15 protein-coding genes are annotated in these 16,896 nt (G+C 38.2%); 11 read left to right on the top strand and 4 right to left on the bottom strand.

The window, feature by feature from the left end; all coding sequences use genetic code 11:
* Positions 1-143 precede the first annotated feature (143 nt).
* Positions 144-410, bottom strand: a complete 267-nt coding sequence (locus tag AC1DCY_RS24755) for a hypothetical protein (protein WP_477354649.1) — start codon at positions 408-410, stop codon at positions 144-146.
* A gap of 119 nt (positions 411-529) precedes the next feature.
* Positions 530-844 carry a hypothetical protein gene (locus AC1DCY_RS24750; protein WP_132357247.1) on the bottom strand — a complete coding sequence of 105 codons (315 nt, stop codon included), beginning with the start codon at positions 842-844 and terminating at the stop codon, positions 530-532.
* A 285-nt stretch (positions 845-1,129) separates the two neighbouring features.
* On the opposite strand from AC1DCY_RS24750, the gene AC1DCY_RS24745 reads away from it, so the two are divergent.
* Together AC1DCY_RS24745 and AC1DCY_RS24740 are read left to right on the top strand one after the other, a co-directional pair.
* Positions 1,130-2,206: a M42 family metallopeptidase gene (locus AC1DCY_RS24745; protein ID WP_427425548.1), complete on the top strand. Its 1,077-nt coding sequence runs from the start codon at positions 1,130-1,132 to the stop codon at positions 2,204-2,206.
* Between the two features lie 76 nt (positions 2,207-2,282).
* Entirely contained in the window at positions 2,283-2,804 is a 522-nt protein-coding gene (locus AC1DCY_RS24740; RefSeq protein WP_477354646.1) for a DUF84 family protein, read from the top strand.
* A gap of 163 nt (positions 2,805-2,967) precedes the next feature.
* On the opposite strand, the gene AC1DCY_RS24735 is transcribed toward AC1DCY_RS24740, so the two are convergent.
* Entirely contained in the window at positions 2,968-3,150 is a 183-nt protein-coding gene (locus AC1DCY_RS24735; RefSeq protein ID WP_477354643.1) for a hypothetical protein, read from the bottom strand.
* A 210-nt stretch (positions 3,151-3,360) separates the two neighbouring features.
* Between AC1DCY_RS24735 and AC1DCY_RS24730 the strand changes: the two genes are divergently transcribed.
* The 7 genes from AC1DCY_RS24730 to AC1DCY_RS24700 all read left to right on the top strand — a co-directional run bounded on the left by AC1DCY_RS24730 (position 3,361) and on the right by AC1DCY_RS24700 (position 11,189).
* Positions 3,361-4,185 carry a DUF1444 domain-containing protein gene (locus AC1DCY_RS24730; protein WP_477354640.1) on the top strand — a complete coding sequence of 275 codons (825 nt, stop codon included), beginning with the start codon at positions 3,361-3,363 and terminating at the stop codon, positions 4,183-4,185.
* On the top strand, positions 4,182-4,796 hold the full coding sequence (gene ytpR / locus AC1DCY_RS24725) for a YtpR family tRNA-binding protein (protein WP_477354638.1): 615 nt from the start codon (positions 4,182-4,184) through the stop codon (positions 4,794-4,796). Before AC1DCY_RS24730 ends, ytpR begins: the two co-directional genes overlap by 4 nt.
* On the top strand, positions 4,777-4,932 hold the full coding sequence (locus tag AC1DCY_RS24720; RefSeq protein WP_477354635.1) for a hypothetical protein: 156 nt from the start codon (positions 4,777-4,779) through the stop codon (positions 4,930-4,932). The genes ytpR and AC1DCY_RS24720 overlap by 20 nt, the downstream gene beginning before the upstream one ends.
* A gap of 236 nt (positions 4,933-5,168) precedes the next feature.
* Complete coding sequence (locus AC1DCY_RS24715; RefSeq protein WP_477354633.1) at positions 5,169-8,396, top strand: DNA translocase FtsK; 3,228 nt, start codon at positions 5,169-5,171, stop codon at positions 8,394-8,396.
* A 227-nt stretch (positions 8,397-8,623) separates the two neighbouring features.
* Positions 8,624-9,937: a UDP-N-acetylmuramate--L-alanine ligase gene (gene murC / locus AC1DCY_RS24710; RefSeq protein ID WP_477354630.1), complete on the top strand. Its 1,314-nt coding sequence runs from the start codon at positions 8,624-8,626 to the stop codon at positions 9,935-9,937.
* A 111-nt stretch (positions 9,938-10,048) separates the two neighbouring features.
* Positions 10,049-10,555, top strand: coding sequence for a DUF948 domain-containing protein (locus AC1DCY_RS24705; RefSeq protein WP_477354627.1), 507 nt, complete (start codon positions 10,049-10,051; stop codon positions 10,553-10,555).
* A 133-nt stretch (positions 10,556-10,688) separates the two neighbouring features.
* Complete coding sequence (locus AC1DCY_RS24700) at positions 10,689-11,189, top strand: YtxH domain-containing protein (protein ID WP_477354624.1); 501 nt, start codon at positions 10,689-10,691, stop codon at positions 11,187-11,189.
* A gap of 221 nt (positions 11,190-11,410) precedes the next feature.
* Here AC1DCY_RS24700 and AC1DCY_RS24695 read toward each other — a convergent pair whose 3' ends face one another.
* On the bottom strand, positions 11,411-13,576 hold the full coding sequence (locus AC1DCY_RS24695; RefSeq protein WP_477354621.1) for a cell division FtsA domain-containing protein: 2,166 nt from the start codon (positions 13,574-13,576) through the stop codon (positions 11,411-11,413).
* A gap of 421 nt (positions 13,577-13,997) precedes the next feature.
* Between AC1DCY_RS24695 and AC1DCY_RS24690 the strand changes: the two genes are divergently transcribed.
* Positions 13,998-15,083, top strand: a complete 1,086-nt coding sequence (locus AC1DCY_RS24690) for a bifunctional 3-deoxy-7-phosphoheptulonate synthase/chorismate mutase (RefSeq protein WP_477354618.1) — start codon at positions 13,998-14,000, stop codon at positions 15,081-15,083.
* A 568-nt stretch (positions 15,084-15,651) separates the two neighbouring features.
* On the top strand, positions 15,652-16,656 hold the full coding sequence (gene ccpA, locus AC1DCY_RS24685) for a catabolite control protein A (RefSeq protein WP_477354615.1): 1,005 nt from the start codon (positions 15,652-15,654) through the stop codon (positions 16,654-16,656).
* Positions 16,657-16,896: the final 240 nt, after the last annotated feature.

Below are 16,896 nucleotides of genomic sequence, written 5' to 3'. Positions count from 1 at the left end.
ATTACAGTTTAGTTGTTCTTGCTCTTTTTTAGTAAATAATCTTTTCGTCATTTCATTTCGCTCCGACATCTTTTTTCTCATTATAAACAAAAGTACCCTATAGGATAGACTTTTTTCAAAGTGTCTATCTTATAGGGTACAGTTTAAATGACTGAGATGGCTTTTTCAAGTTGTTGAAAAACTATAGACCCTATTAAATAAAGTATGGCTCTTCGGCAAAGCGAGAGGTTGATTTCCGTTCCGACTGGGCGCTTTCCTGGGGGCGTCCGATGAGCCGCTTCACTCGCGATGCTCGCTCCAGGGTCTCGGGCCAACAGGATGTTGGTCACGAAGGCGTTATCACAGGACGTGATGCTTTTAGCCTTCGTTCCTCTATATCGCTGATCCCCAAGGAGTCGCCCAGTCTCCACTCCAATCAACCACATTACTTAGCATGTATATAACTCTGTACAAAGAAACCATCTCAAATAAATGAGATGGCTTCTTTTGTAGGGTTCTATAATATTTGTTCGTGTATTACTGAGTAAAGTTATACTTCTGTTAGCTCTACTACTACACCTGAGCGAGCGTCAGCAGCAAATTCAAATGTTTGCATTTCGCCCTCATGCATACGAGAGATACCTCCACGGTATACTGGAATAGTCATAATGCCGTTTGAGAAATTGTCAGTTTTCATAAAAATCCAAGAACCGTCAATCGGTGAATCCTTTTTAAATTCTTTTTTTATGTTTTCAAGTACTTGTCCTGCAGGTACATACGGAGAAACCTTTTCACTTGCTTCTTTAACAATGACTGCGGCAGCTAGGCCAGTAGCAACACCAATTAAAAAATCACGTAATTTCATGCTTTTTTCCTCCTTTTTCTATAGCTCCATTTTAACATAGCATACAGAGTGAATGCACGTTCACACTTTAGCACTTTTTAGGAAATGTATCAATATTTCGAATTTGGAAATTGCGCGGATGCTTCGCTTTTGCACAGAGCAAATTTGGGTATAAACTTTGAAGATGAACTACAACTATCATTTATCTTGTTACTCATTGAAAAATGTGAGTTTTCTGATGAATATAGATAAATATGTTACAATGGCAAGGAAGAATATTCTACTTCGTGGGGAGAGAGAGTCATCATGAATGAGGAAACATTACAATTATTTAAAACATTAACAGAATTACCAGGCGCGCCGGGTAATGAACATGCGGTACGTGCGTTCATGCGTTCTGAGTTGGAAAAGTACTCGGATGAGATCGTTCAGGATAATTTAGGGGGTATTTTCGGTGTGAAGCATAGTGAAGTTGCTGATGCACCAAAAGTGTTAGTTGCTGGTCATATGGATGAAGTGGCATTCATGGTTACTTCTATTACTGATAACGGGATGATCCGCTTTCAAACATTAGGTGGTTGGTGGAACCAGGTAATGCTAGCGCAACGAGTTGAGGTATTTACCAAAAACGGTGCAATTCCTGGCGTAATTTCATCAATACCACCACATTTATTAACAGATGCTGAACGTTCTAAACCGATGGATATTAAAAATATGCTTATAGATGTTGGCGCAGACAATAAAGAAGATGCTATTGCGCTTGGCGTTCGTCCAGGTCAATCAATTATCCCTGTCTGCCCATTTACACCAATGGCTAATCCGAAAAAAATTATGGCCAAAGCTTGGGACAACCGCTATGGCTGTGGATTGGCAATTGAATTGATGAAAGAAGTAAAAGGTGAAAAGTTAGCTTCGCATTTATATTCAGGTGCCAATGTAATGGAAGAAGTTGGTCTGCGAGGTGCTCAAGTGTCCGCAAATATGATTAAACCGGATTTATTCTTTGCTCTAGATGCTTCACCTGCAAATGATATGTCAGGAGAAAAAAATCAATTTGGTCAGCTTGGAAAAGGGACATTATTACGTATTCTTGACCGTACGATGGTTACACATAGAGGCATGCGTGAATTCATCTTAGATACTGCGGAAACGAATAATATCCCTTATCAGTATTTTGTATCACAAGGTGGTACGGATGCAGGACGTGTGCACACGGCAAATGACGGTGTTCCTAGTGCAGTAATTGGTGTTTGCTCACGCTATATTCATACATCTGCGTCAATTATTCATATTGATGACTATGCAGCTGCAAAAGCTTTAATTGTGGAACTAGTGAAAAAAGCAGATCGTTCGACATTAGCAACGATTCGCGCTAATGTGTAAAGTGATTCCACTGAAAGAAGTTAAAAGATGCCTTTAGGGGCATCTTTTTCTATGCGAAGAAAGAGGGATTAAGAAAATGAACATAACTATTGGTACAACAAACAAAGCAAAAACAGAGGCAGTTGAAGTTATAGCTAGAAAATATTTTGATAAACCGAATTTCACCTACGTTAAGGCTGCTTCACAAGTATCTGATCAACCGATGACTCATGAAGAAACACGATTGGGAGCAATAAACCGTTCGAAAAACGCAATTAAAGAGACGGGTGCCCAATTATCGTTTGGATTAGAGGGTGGAGTGACTGAAATTGATGGTGTTATGTACGTTTGTAACTGGGGAGCACTTACGGTATCAAATGGCACAACTTATACAGCTGCTGGCGCACAAATTATATTACCAGAAGAAATTGCCCAGGAAATAAGAGCTGGGAAGGAACTTGGGCCTGTAATGGAGCACTATACACAACGCCGAGATATCCGACAAGGTGAGGGAGCTGTAGGCGTTTTCACACAAGGGTTAGTAAGTCGTCAGATGATGTTCGAGCATATAGTATCGCTTCTTATTGGCCAATATTTATTCACATTAGCACAAGATTAGTGTCTTTTGATTAGTGATACTGGAATAGTAAAGGATAGTAAAGTTGCAACTTTAAAATAATTTTTTTAAAATAGAAAAACAGATAATTGGATATTTTTGAACAGAGCGGTTCACAAATATGTGAGCCGTTTTCTCATCATTTAACTTCTTTCAGCAATTATTTTCAGTAGCAAAACGAAGCGTCAGCTACAAATGTTTTATGTAAAGTAAGTGAAACGGCAGTTACAAATGTTTTATGTAACGTAAGTGAAACGGCAGTTACAGATGTCTTCTGTACCGAAAGCGTAGCACAGACAAAACAAGTTGCTGATGCTGCATTAGCACTACACATTCGCACAAAAAACATTTGTTGGCCCAAAGCCTCCGGCTGATGTCACGGAATTATGCCTCTGCATAATTGACCATATTAAGCTACAATAGACTTTACCTCTATTGTAGAAGAGCTGAATAAGGGTATAATTCATTTTCGAAGGGTACCCAGTTGACAATTTATTTCTGCGCGACTGCGGTAATTACGCCAAAAATACATTAATTTAGAAGAAAGGATGTGAGCTAGGTGAAACAAATTAAATCAGAACAACTTGTGACCCTATTAAAACAACAATTGAATGAGGAAAAGTTTGATTTTGAATATGATAAAAAGCACGATAAATTACGCCTAAACCATAAAAAAATTGGTAAAGGGATGGAGCTATCTCTACCAGGCATTTTAGCAAAATATAATGACAAGCAAGGGGCTGCAATCGATGAAGTTGTTTATACTATCGAGCAGACTTTTAATGCTATGGAGCAAGAGAAGGAACAAGGATTCCAAGCTACTACACAAATTTATCCAGTTATACGCGCAACATCCTACCCTCAAGCCTCGAAGGAGGGACATGCATTCATTACTACTGAGCATACAGCTGAAACACGTATTTTTTATGCGCTTGATTTAGGAAAAACCTATCGTTTTATTGATGAATCCATGTTAGAGGTACTACAATTAACAGTAGAGCAAGTTCGTGAAATGGCACGATTTTCTGTAAAGCAACTACCAACAGTTTATAAAAAAGACGAAGTTGCAGGGAATGTTTTCTATTTTGTTAATGCTAATGATGGCTACGATGCAAGTCGAATTTTAAATGAAAGCTTTTTGAAAGAAATGCAGACTAACATTGAAGGTGACATGACGTTATCTGTGCCACATCAGGATGTATTAATAGTAGGTGATATTCGTAATGAAACAGGGTATGATGTATTAGCGCAGATGACGATGCATTTCTTTGCTGTCGGTACTGTACCGATCACGTCATTATCTTTTATTTATGAAGATGGGGAGCTAGAACCGATCTTTATATTAGCAAAAAACAGAGTTAAAAAGGAGCAAGAGAAACAATGAATGTATTTTACAACAAAGCGCATGTAGGAGATGTATTGCTAGTACAATTAGCAACAGAATCAATCGTGAAGACAGAGGTAGAACGTGCAGGTGATATAGCTATTTTAAAGGAAGCACAAACAGGAGAAATTAAAGCATTTAATTTATTTAATGCCAGCAACTATATACAAACTGATGCAAAAGGTCTAGTTGAAGTTACTCCAGAATTAGTAGCACAGCTAGAGGCAGCTATTGCAAAAAATGGAGCTGTAATTGGCCTTGATGTAGACTTTTCTCCAAAATTTGTCGTAGGTTATGTAGAAACAAAGGACAAGCATCCAAATGCTGATAAATTAAGCATTTGTTCTGTAAACGTAGGTGAAGAGACGTTACAAATTGTATGTGGTGCACCAAATGTGGAAGCAGGTCAAAAGGTTGTTGTAGCAAAGATTGGTGCAGTGATGCCTTCTGGAATGCTTATTAAAGAAGGTAATTTGCGTGGTGTTGAATCATACGGTATGTTATGTTCAGCACGCGAATTAGCAATACCAAATGCACCTTCTGAAAAAGGAATTTTAGTATTACCGGAAGATGCGAAAACTGGTAGTGCGTTTGAGGCACCAACTAGATAAGTCTTTCGGAAGCACTGTTCAGCTGTGCGAAAGCGCAGCGACAGCAACAATGTTTTATCTGTGCGAAAGCGCAGCGACAGCAACAATTTGCCAAGACAAAATTGATTATATGTACTTAAAATCGTTATGCTACTAATATGCTAGTAGCATAACGATTTTTTTGTGGAGAATGAGTCTCTTAATACAAGTTTCTAATACATTTTTATGGTATGCTTTTTGTTATAGACATTTAACTTCTTTCAGCAAGTATTTTCTGTAGCGAAAGCGAAGCGTCAGCAACAGTTTTTTTCTGTGCGACAGCAACAATTATGTCGAGGCATAATTTATTTAGTTAATGCTATAAATGAAGTGTAAGAGAAATGAGTGAACAAAGTGAATTGGTTAAAAAAACAAGTGAATAAAATTTTAAATAAAGATGACAATGATTACGAATATGAAGAGTTTTATGATGACTATGAAGAAGAACAATCCGAGCAGTTGGCTTCATATAAAGAAGCAACTGAAGCAAAGCAAAAAACTTTTCGTTTTCCGTTAATAGAGGATGAGGAATTTTCGGCTTCACCATCAGCACCACCATCAAAAGAAGCATTCAATCAAATGGACGATGCATACTCCGGACAAATTGAAGATTTATCGCTACCGAGGCATTTAAATAATCATATTGTAGATTCGAGTGTTTATGATATTGAGGTTTCAGGTATTCGAGATCTATTAGCAAATCGGACGAAGAGAACTGGTAGAACGACGATTACACGAAGTCAGCCTGAACAGGAGAACCGTTCAAAAGCAAGTCTTGTTTTTCGAGATGCGCAAAATGAGTTACCGACGCCACCTAAAAATACGAATTATCAATTAGAAAAAGCAGATGAAAGTGTTTTACCCGAAAATCGCAAGCGTTTTGTACCAAGTGATGTTCCATCACCAGTTTATGGTTTTTCTAAGCCAAGCCCAATTGAGCAATTATTAGAGAAACGGAAGGAAGAGCACGACGAGAAAGAGTTAGAAATACCTACAGTATCTAAGTCTTTAAAAGAAGCGACAACAAATGAGGCTATTGAAAATATACTAGAAGAAAAAGAGCCTTTTAGCGCAGTTCGGAAAGATGAATCAGAACAGCTTGAAATCATTGAAACAATTGAAGCACCTGCAAAGCAACCGATTACTTTTGATGATAAATTAACAGACGAAATAAATTATCATAGTGATAAAACGACGACGGAATTACCTGTAACACAAACAACTTCTTTTGCCGTAGAATTTGAAAATCAAGTGAAAGAAGCCGTTCAGCATGAGCTGAATGTTGAACAACTTTCAGCTGATCAATCAGAAATCCATGTAAAAGAAGTAATTGTAGAACAAGTACAAATCGAAAATTCTACCTTCCACATTGGTGAACTTACAGTAGTCCAGCCACCAATGAATGAAGAGGATAAGCAAGATGTGTTGCAAGAACAGTCTTTACAAGAGCAATCTGTAGAAAAGAAAGAAAAAAGTGGCATTCCATTTAATGTTTTAATGCTAAAAACGGATAAAGAGAAATGGAGAATTCAACAGCAATTAAAAGATACGAACCCGACATCAACAATTGTTGAAAGTGGCCAAGGGGAACAGGAGCCTTCTTCTGAGCTTATTATGTTGGATGCAGAACCTCAATTAGTGCCATCTAATAACGAACTGCCACAATCTATAGATTTAGAGATTAGTGAGTTAGAGCTGGTCAACAATGTAGCACCACAATCGACGRAGGAAAATGAGGTTTCTATTGAAAATACTACTCCATCCGATAAAGAACAAGTGCCACAATCTATAGATTTAGAGATTAGCAARTTAGAGCTGGACAATAAAACAGCTACACAGTCGACAGAGGAAAACGAGGTTCTTATTCAAAATACTGCTCCATTCAATGATGCAACTGAAAGTGTATCAGTCATTACAATGGCGCCAGTATCATCAATGTCTAACGTTTCGACATTAGAAAAGACAGTGATTGATATTGAGAGCTCCGACGAAATTTCGGCAACTACCGAAATGGAAGTTGAAACAACTACTGAACAAGAGCTTACTACCGAGAATATAGTTATTCCTGAGGAAATTTCTATTGATAAAGAGGAGTATCCAGAGCAACCTTCCATATTAGATGAAACATTAGTGGAAGATCTAGTACAGGAAACACCTCGAAAACCTGTTCATGTGTATCAAAAGCCAGAAGATGAGTTTTTAGAGCCACCTGAGGAAAAAACACAAGATACTGAGTGGATGGAGCAACAGGGAGATACATTGGTCGAAGCTTTGTCTTATTTCCAAGTCTCAGCCCAAATAGAATCCATTATGCAAGGACCTGCCGTGACACAATTTGAAATAACCGTGAGTCATGGTACAAAGGTTAGCAAAATCCGCAATCTATCAGATGATTTGAAGCTTGCATTGGCAGCGAAAGATATCCGCATCCAAGCACCGATTCCTGGGAAGAGCTCAATTGGCATTGAGATACCGAACCGTGTATCTCGCGCTGTTCGATTATCGGAAGTGACAAATAGTGCTTCTTTCCTCGAGTCAGATTCACCGTTAGAAGCAGCATTGGGTCTGGATTTAACAGGGAAGCCTGTAACCATTGATTTACGAAAAATGCCACATGGCTTAATTGCCGGAGCTACAGGTTCTGGTAAATCAGTTTGTATCAATTCAATTTTGGTTAGTTTATTATATAAAGCTGCACCACATGAATTAAAGCTGATGCTTATCGATCCTAAAATGGTAGAATTAGCACCGTTTAATCATATTCCACATTTAGTTAGCCCAGTTATCACAGATGTTAAGGCTGCTACAGCGGCACTGAAATGGGCAGTGGAGGAAATGGAGCGACGTTATCAGTTATTTGCACATGCGGGTGCACGTGATATTACACGTTATAATGCTATTGCGGATAAAAATAATGAACATAGCTTAAAATTACCGTATATTCTAATTGTCATTGATGAATTGGCAGATTTAATGATGATGTCTCCTGCAGATGTAGAGGAGGCGATTTGTCGTATTGCTCAAAAGGCACGTGCTTGTGGTATCCATTTAATTGTTGCAACTCAAAGACCGTCTGTTGACGTTATTACAGGGCTTATTAAATCAAATATTCCTACACGTATTGCTTTTGCAGTATCTTCACAAATCGATTCACGTACAATTTTAGATGCGCAAGGTGCAGAAAGATTGCTTGGACGAGGCGATATGCTATATTTAGGTAATGGTATGTCTGCTCCGGTGCGTTTGCAGGGGACATTTGTGACAGATGATGAAATTGAAGCGATCATTGAGCATGTTCGTGAGCAAGGAGAACCTGATTATATATTCGATCAAGAGGAACTTTTAAAGAAGACTGAAGTTTCCGCGGAGCAAGATGAACTGTTCGAGGATGTATGTCGATTTGTCTATGAGCAGGGAGGAGCTTCTACTTCCTTAATTCAGCGCAAATATCATATTGGCTATAATCGTGCTGCGCGTTTAATCGATATGTTGGAATCGCATGGCTTTGTGTCTGAGGCACGTGGCAGTAAACCACGAGAAAGTTACATTACAGAAGAAGATATAATTGCTATGTTTGAATAAGAATTACATTGTTTTCGTATAGATTATCTTATTCACGCCAAAATTAGTATTTTTAGAAAAGTTACACATTTATCCTTATGCATAAATAGTGCTATAATAGACGAGATGTGATGATTAGTACGTATTTTTTAGTACTTACAAAGGTATTAATACCTAATAATTAGTGGAAAATACGATACACCTAATAGATGATAGAAGGGATATTGAATTCCCGGGGGGTTTAATTAATGACAGTTTTTCATTTCACAGGCATTAAAGGTTCTGGCATGAGTTCACTTGCACAAATCTTATTTGATGCTGGTGAACAAGTACAGGGCTCAGATGTTGATAAATATTTCTTCACGGAACAGCCGTTACGTGATCGTAATATTCCAATTTTTACATTTAATGCAGATAATATTAAAGATGGTATGACAGTTATTGCGGGGAACGCATTTCCTGATGACCATCCTGAATTAGAGCGAGCTCGTGAAATCGGTGTAGAAGTTATTCGCTACCATAAATTTTTAGGTGAATATATTGGTAATTATACGTCGATTGCTATTACTGGTGCACATGGTAAAACATCTACGACAGGCTTAATGTCTCATGTTGTAGGTGGGTATAAACCAACTTCTTATTTAATCGGTGATGGAACAGGAGCTGGGCATGAAAATGCTGACTTCTTTGTAATGGAAGCATGTGAATACCGTCGACACTTTTTAGCTTACAATCCCGATTACGCTGTAATGACTAATATTGATTTTGATCATCCAGATTATTTTGCAAACATAGAGGATGTTTATTCAGCGTTTCAATCATTAGCATTGCAAGTTAAAAAAGCAATTATTGCTTGCGGTGATGATGAACATCTACAACGTATTCAAGCGAAAGTACCTGTTGTTTATTACGGTTTTGGGGCTGAAAATGATTTTGAGGCTCGTAATGTTGAAAAAACAACTAAGGGTACAAAATTTGATGTATTTGTCCGCAATGAATTTTATAGTACATTCTTTATCCCATTGTTTGGGGATCATGCGGTATTAAATACTTTAGCTGTTATTACACTTTGTCAATATGAAGGTATTTCACCAGAAATCGTTCAAGAACGTTTAAACACATACAAAGGTGTAAAAAGACGTTTTACAGAAACGGATATTGGGAATAATGTTTTAATAGATGACTATGCACACCATCCAACTGAAATCCGTGCAACGGTTCAATCAGCACGACAAAAGTTTCCAGATCGTGAGCTAGTAGCTATTTTCCAACCACATACATTTACACGTACACAAGCTTTTTTACAGGATTTTGCGGATAGTCTAAGTCTTGCAGATACAGCATACTTATGTGATATTTTTGGCTCTGCAAGGGAAACACAAGGCGCACTTTCAATCCAAGATTTAGCGTCTTTAATTGAAGGCAGTGCAGTGATTACCACTGAAGGAATTGAAGTGTTAACAAAGCATAAGGGCGCAGTATTTTTATTTATGGGCGCAGGCGATGTTCACAAATTCCAAGATGCTTTTGAAGACGTGCTAAAGAACAACGAAACAGCTTAGTCCGCAAGGAATAAGCTGTTTTTTCTCAAAAATGAGGAGGAATTCAGTTTTTTTTGTCGAATTTAAGGAAATGAATAGTAAAGAGAATTTTTACTTGTAGGAGGTCTAGTTATGGAAGTTATTTTGTATATTGCAGCAATAATCGCAGCAATCGGTTTTTTAATTTTTTGTGTGAGCGTTGGAATGACATTATTTTCGCTCAAACCAATCCTTAACAGTTTAGCTGGAACATTATCGGGTATTGAAGGACAAATGGAAGGTATTACACGTGAAACGACTTCCTTACTATCCAAAACAAATAGCTTGGCAGAGGATATTCAAGAAAAATCTGAACAGTTAAATTCCGTTGTTCATGCAGTCAAAGGAATTGGCGACTCGGTAAATGGTTTAAATACATCTGTACAGCAAATTACTTCTTCAATTTCTAAAACTGTGGAACAAAATGAAGAAAAAATTGCACAAGTTGTTCAATGGAGTAATGTCGCAATAGGCATTGCAGATAAGTGGAAGAATCGTAAAATTATCGATCAGGCCAATGAGGTGATTCATGAAGATTTTTATTCTTCTGAATCAGATCAGTCGGAAAAACCGAAAAGAAAATGGGGTCGCAAAAAATAATTATTATTCGGTGGCATTAAATGTCAACGGAATAAAAATAAAGTCTTAAGCATATGTTGAAGAATGCATCCGCGAAAGCAGATGGACAACCAGTCTAAGCAAATTAGATAATAAGATGGGGAGGAATTGTTGCATGACAACTCAAAAGCCAAATTATAATGAAGTGAAGGAACAACAACTTGAAAGTTCATTGCCACAGCTTTATCAACCGCAAGAGTCGATCTATGAAGAGGAGCGAGTGAACATGAAGGATTTTGTTATTGGCGCATTAGTTGGGGGTATAGTAGGTGCAGCTGCAGGCTTATTACTAGCTCCAAAATCAGGAAAAGATTTACGTAGCGATGTAGCAGTACAAGCTGTTAACTTAAAAGATAAGAGTGCAGATTTCTCGACAACTGCTAAAGATAAAACGGTTCAATTATCTAAACAAATTCAAGAACAATCTACACAATTAGTAGAGAAAGTAAAAATATTAAAATCAGCAAAAGCACCAACTGTTTTTGACGATGGTACTGTTTCTTTTGAGGGTGAAGAGCCACTGGAAGATTTCATTCCTAGTGAAGAACCTAAAGCAGAGGATGCTACTGAAGAAAAGGGACAAGCTGAAGAAAAAAGTGAAGAAGTTCGCGCATAATAGATAAAAGGGATACATTACATCTTATCAAAGATGTAACGTATCCCTTTTTTATTGTTAAGGAAACTATGGATTTTTTGCCTGTGGATAATCTAGAGCAAAGTCGTCGTCTAGGCTAAAACGCTACATCCTCGAGGTCGCTTCGATCCCTCGGGCAAAAGTGGTAGAGCGTTTACTTTTGCTTCGGGCTCTCCAGCGCTTGTCGGATGTAAACGAGCGCTTTAGCGCATTTGTTCAGATATGGGCGCTTTTTCTAGTAAAATCTCTAATTTATCTCCGCCGAAAATCTCCATATCGAAGCTTGCCGGTTGACCATTTCGTAAAATTGTAAAATTACCTTTAAATGTAGTAGGTAGTTGCCAATTAGAGAAGCGGAACACATCCTGGTAAATCCAACGACTTCGGTCTTTTTCTTTAAAAGAAATTATTGCTCCATTTGGAACAGTTGAAAGAGGTGATACCACTACACGATTAACGAGAACTTCGTTGGCCATCTTCTTTAGCTCTAACACCTCGTTTTGAAAGTGTATGATGATTTTATCCTCAAGTAAAACATTCATTTGGTCAGCAATCAGTTGAACGTTAGGGAATGTTTGTTGCTGAAATGTAATATCATCACCATCTTGGACAGCATATGACATTTTAGATGGTTTACCATTAATCATTAAATGAGCTGAAAACTCTGGTAAATAAAGTGGTTTTCCGTCTACTTGAATATAAAATGACTCAAATTGTTTTAATAACTCCCAATTATTTGTAAGCTTAAATACATCCTCGACTGTTTCAGCTATTTCAAACATAACAACATCACGATCATTTAATGCACTATCGAGTGATGTAGGAGAACCATTAACCGTTATTTGTGGTTCAATTACATATTTTGTATGTTGAATTGTCACTGTTTTAATGGCAGCATCATCTACAATATCTCTCACCGTAGCATTAGCTGGCTGACCGTCTTGGCCTTCAATTAGCTGGATGGCATCGCCTGTTTTAATCATCGTTTTTGTGGATGCCTGATGACCATTTACTAAAATTTCTGCCGGTTGACCATGACCACCAGGGATGAAAATATCTTGTCCATTAACATTCACTGATAATCCATGTCCAGGTTTTCCATATAACTGCTTTGCTCGAATATTGGCTGCTAAAAATGCATCTGCAACAGTCATTTCCTTTAATTCAAAAAGGCGAACTACTTGTTCATTAACGGTTAGACTCATATATTGAATAGGCATTTTTTTTGCTGCGATAGCTATACCGATTGGGGTCACCAATTCAGGGGATGCTTTAATATGATCTTCCTTCGTTAAGTTTTGAATGGCGTCGATCCCTCGAACGGCAATGCGATTGGCAGGTAAATCTAGTACTAGTCCAAGTTCGGCTGTAAGATTTGGTGTTAAGCTACCTCCACCGACAAGCATTACCGCCTTAGGAGCTGTCTGATTATTAAGGCGTAAAATTTCTTCCCCGATGGCTTTTGCAAGTTGCTTAACAGTAGGCCCAATTGCTTGAAGAACCTCTTGTTTCGGATAATATTGATCAAAGCCTAAAATATCCTGAATTAAAATGTCTTCTTCTGTTTGCAGTTGACGCTTCGCTTCTTCGGCAACAGGGAAGTCGAGTAAGTAGTGGTCACTTAAAGCCTCTGTTATTTCATCACCAGCTGTTGGCACCATGCCATATGCGACAACAGTGCTTTTATCGGTAATGGCAATATCAGATGTACCAGCACCAATATCAACAAGCGCCACATTTAAACGACGCATTGTTGGTGGGATAAGTACATTAATAGCTGCAATAGGTTCTAATGTTAGTGCATCCATTTCTAAATCCGCACGTTTAAGAGCAGCGATAAGTGATTCTACGACAACTCGTGGCAAGAACGTAGCAATAACTTCAATTTGTGCTTCATCACCTTGCTGATCGAGTAGGCTACCAATTTCTTCGCCATCTAAACGGTAGTATAAAACTGAATAACCGACACAATAATAGTGGCTTATTTTAGCGTCTTCTTTGTGTTGAAGGAGCTGTTGCTGTGCCTGTTGAACAGCTTGCAGTTCTAAACGACTTATATCTTCTTCCGTAAAGATTGGTCGATTGCGTATATTGATTGTCACACTTGCTTGTTCTGTTTTCAATGAGCGACCAGCAGCAGCGACACTCACTTTTTTTAAAGGACCATGCTTCTCTTCAAGTTCATGTTTAATTTCATTGATTAAATCTGCCACATACATGACATTATGTATTTGACCATCAACCATGGCGCGTTCTTTATGTTCTTTTACTAAGATGTCTTCCACGTGAAAGCGGTCATTATCTTCAGCTAAAATAATGCCTACTACAGAACGTGTACCGATATCAAGTGCAAATAATTTTGAACTCAATGTACTCGCTTCCTTTCTCGTAATATATTAACTTCTATCAGCAAAATTCAGCTAGCATAGAGGACCTCAGGCTAAGAACTTCATATCCTGTGAAAATGCCTGAGTGACCAACAACGTGTTGTTGCTGTCGCTTCGCTTTCGCACAGACTAAAACCCTTTGCTGACGCTATGTTGCACTGCGCATTCGCGCAAAAAACATGTGTTTGCCAAAGCCTCCGACGGATGTCACGAATCGGAAAGGAGTTCTTTGTACTCGCTTCCTTTCTCGTTATATGTTAATATAATTTAGCGAGTTGAAGCGCTAAATTAAAAATGCGTGACATTCTGTGCAACATTGATTATAATGTTGCTAATATCTAAAAATGTAACATACATTTCAGAGTTCTGAAAGTGTCTGTCATGAGGAGAGGAGCAAGAAAGCATGAGCCAAAAAGATTTAGAAAGCTTACGTAGTCAAATAGACGGTTTAAACTTAGAAATTCTCCGTCTAATTAACGAACGTGCAACAGTAGTTGATGAAATCGGTAAGATCAAAGAAAAACAAGGTGTGAATCGCTATGATCCATTACGTGAACGACACATGCTTGATCTTATTAAAGAACACAATCAAGGTCCATTAAACCAAATGACGGTCGATTATATATTTAAGCAAATCTTTAAAACAGCTTTAAAACAACTTGAAGCGGATAAGAAAAAAGAATTACTTGTATCTCGCAAGAAAAAATCAGAAGATACTGTCATTAATGTAAATGGTGAGCTAATTGGCCAAGGAAAACCATCTTTCGTATTTGGACCATGTGCTGTAGAATCATACGAGCAAGTAGCAGCAGTAGCAGAATCTATTAAAGCAAAAGGTGAAAAGTTAATTCGTGGCGGTGCTTATAAACCACGTACTTCTCCATATGACTTCCAAGGTCTTGGATTAGAAGGACTTAAAATTTTAAAACGTGTGTCAGAGGAATACGGTTTAGGTGTTATTACAGAAATCGTTACACCAGGTCATTTAGAGGAAGCTTTAGATTACATCGACGTTATCCAAATTGGTGCACGTAATATGCAAAACTTCGAATTATTAAAAGCAGCAGGTGCAACAAATAAACCTGTACTTTTAAAACGAGGCTTAGCAGCGACAATTGATGAATTCATTCATGCAGCAGAATACATTATGTCTAAAGGAAATGAGAACATCATTCTTTGTGAGCGTGGTATTCGTACTTACGAAAAAGCAACTCGTAACACATTAGATATTTCTGCTGTACCAATTTTAAAACAAGAAACGCATTTACCAGTATTTGTAGACGTAACGCATTCAACGGGTCGTCGTGATTTACTATTACCATGTGCTAAGGCAGCAATTGCTATTGGAGCTGATGGCGTCATGGCAGAGGTGCATCCAGATCCATCTGTAGCACTTTCTGATTCACAACAACAAATGGATATTCCAACATTTGATGCTTTCTACAAAACACTACAAAATTTCATGAAGAGCCATGAAATCAATGCATAACTTCTTTCAGCATTATTTTCTGTAGCGATAGCAAAGCGTCAGCAACACGGTTTTATCTGTGCGAAAGCGAAGCGACAGCAACACGGTTTTATCTGTGCGAAAGCGAAGCGACAGCAACAACAACACACGACTGAGTGACCAACATCGGTGCTGCTGACGCTACGTTAACACCGCGCTTTCGCACAAAAAACATTTGTTGCTGACGCTACGTTAACACTGCGCTTTCGCACAAAAAACATTTGTTGCTGACGCTACGTTAACACTGCGCTTTCGCACAAAAAACATTTGTTGCTGACGCTACGTTAACACTACGCTTTCGCACAAAAAACATTTGCAGGCCTAAGCACAAAGCCGATTCCAGACGCAATTATGCCGGGGTATAATTGATATGTTGATAAACACCGCTTGCTTTAATCGGCATGCGGTGTTTACTATATAGTGACAAAATAATGACTAGAAAAGTACTATTTGTACTTGGTTTTTCTTTTCATGTACATACTGCTTCTTGAAAAGAATATGAAAATTATCGTATGATAAGGCTATAAAAGGAAAAAGGGAGGCACGTACGATGACTGTTACAATTTATGATGTTGCAAGAGAAGCAAATGTTTCTATGGCAACGGTCTCTCGTGTAGTCAATGGTAATCAAAACGTAAAACCGGCAACACGAAAAAAAGTATTAGAAGTAATTGAACGATTAGAGTACCGTCCAAACGCAGTAGCGCGTGGATTAGCAAGTAAGAAAACAACAACAGTTGGCGTGATTATCCCGGATATTGCAAACAATGTTTATGCGGAGCTGGCACGTGGTGTAGAGGATATTGCAACAATGTATCGTTACAATATTATTTTAGCCAACTCAGACCAACATGAAGATAAAGAGCTTCAACTACTGGATACAATGCTAGGAAAACAAGTTGACGGTATTGTTATGATGAGTGATGAAGTAACTGAAAAAATGCAACAAACTATGGATCATTCACCTGTACCAATTGTGCTTGCAGGTTCAGTAGATGAATCGCAAACAATTGCGACTGTTAACATTGATTATTTCCAAGCAGCTTATGAGGCGATTACATTACTCATTCAAAATGGCCATAAGCGAATCGCTTTCGTAACAGGTCCGCTTTCGTATACTATTAATGGAAAATTCAAACTTGAAGCTTATAAAAAAGCCTTACAAGACGCAGGTTTACCTATAGATGAATCACTAATCGCTGCAGAAGAATCGAGCTATGATATGGGCTTAGAGGCGTGGGAAACATTATCTTCACTTGAAAATCCTCCAACTGCTTATTTTGCAGGTAGTGATGAATTAGCAATTGGATTGATTCATGGTGCGCAGGATGCAGGCAAAGATGTACCTGAGGATATCGAAGTGATCAGCTTTGAAAATTCAAAATTAGCACGCATGGTTCGCCCACAGCTAACAAGTGTCGCGTTACCACTGTACGATATCGGAGCTGTCGCAATGCGCTTGTTGACGAAATTGATGAACAAAGAGCCTGTTGAGGACGAAGCGGTTATTTTGCCGCATCGTATTGAACATCGACAATCTGTCAAAAGTAAATAACAGTACTTAACACGTAAATCTGATAATGGATTTGCGTGTTTTTTATAGGGTGGATAGAATGCCGAGAGTGACTGATAGGGGAATAAGGTAAAAATAAAGGTTCTAAGTCAAATGTTGGGGTGATGTGATCTTTTAGCACGTTAACCCAGATGAACCCCGATATCTTTATACTTTAAATTTAATAAGATTTTTGCTCGAAAGTGATCGAAGCGTCGAAAGCCATATGCATTCCGTTTCATC

It is taken from the genome of Lysinibacillus sp. 10T31, from assembly GCF_056394365.1.
Note: the sequence above shows the minus strand (reverse complement) of the source record. Positions and strands in the feature narration are given on the sequence as shown.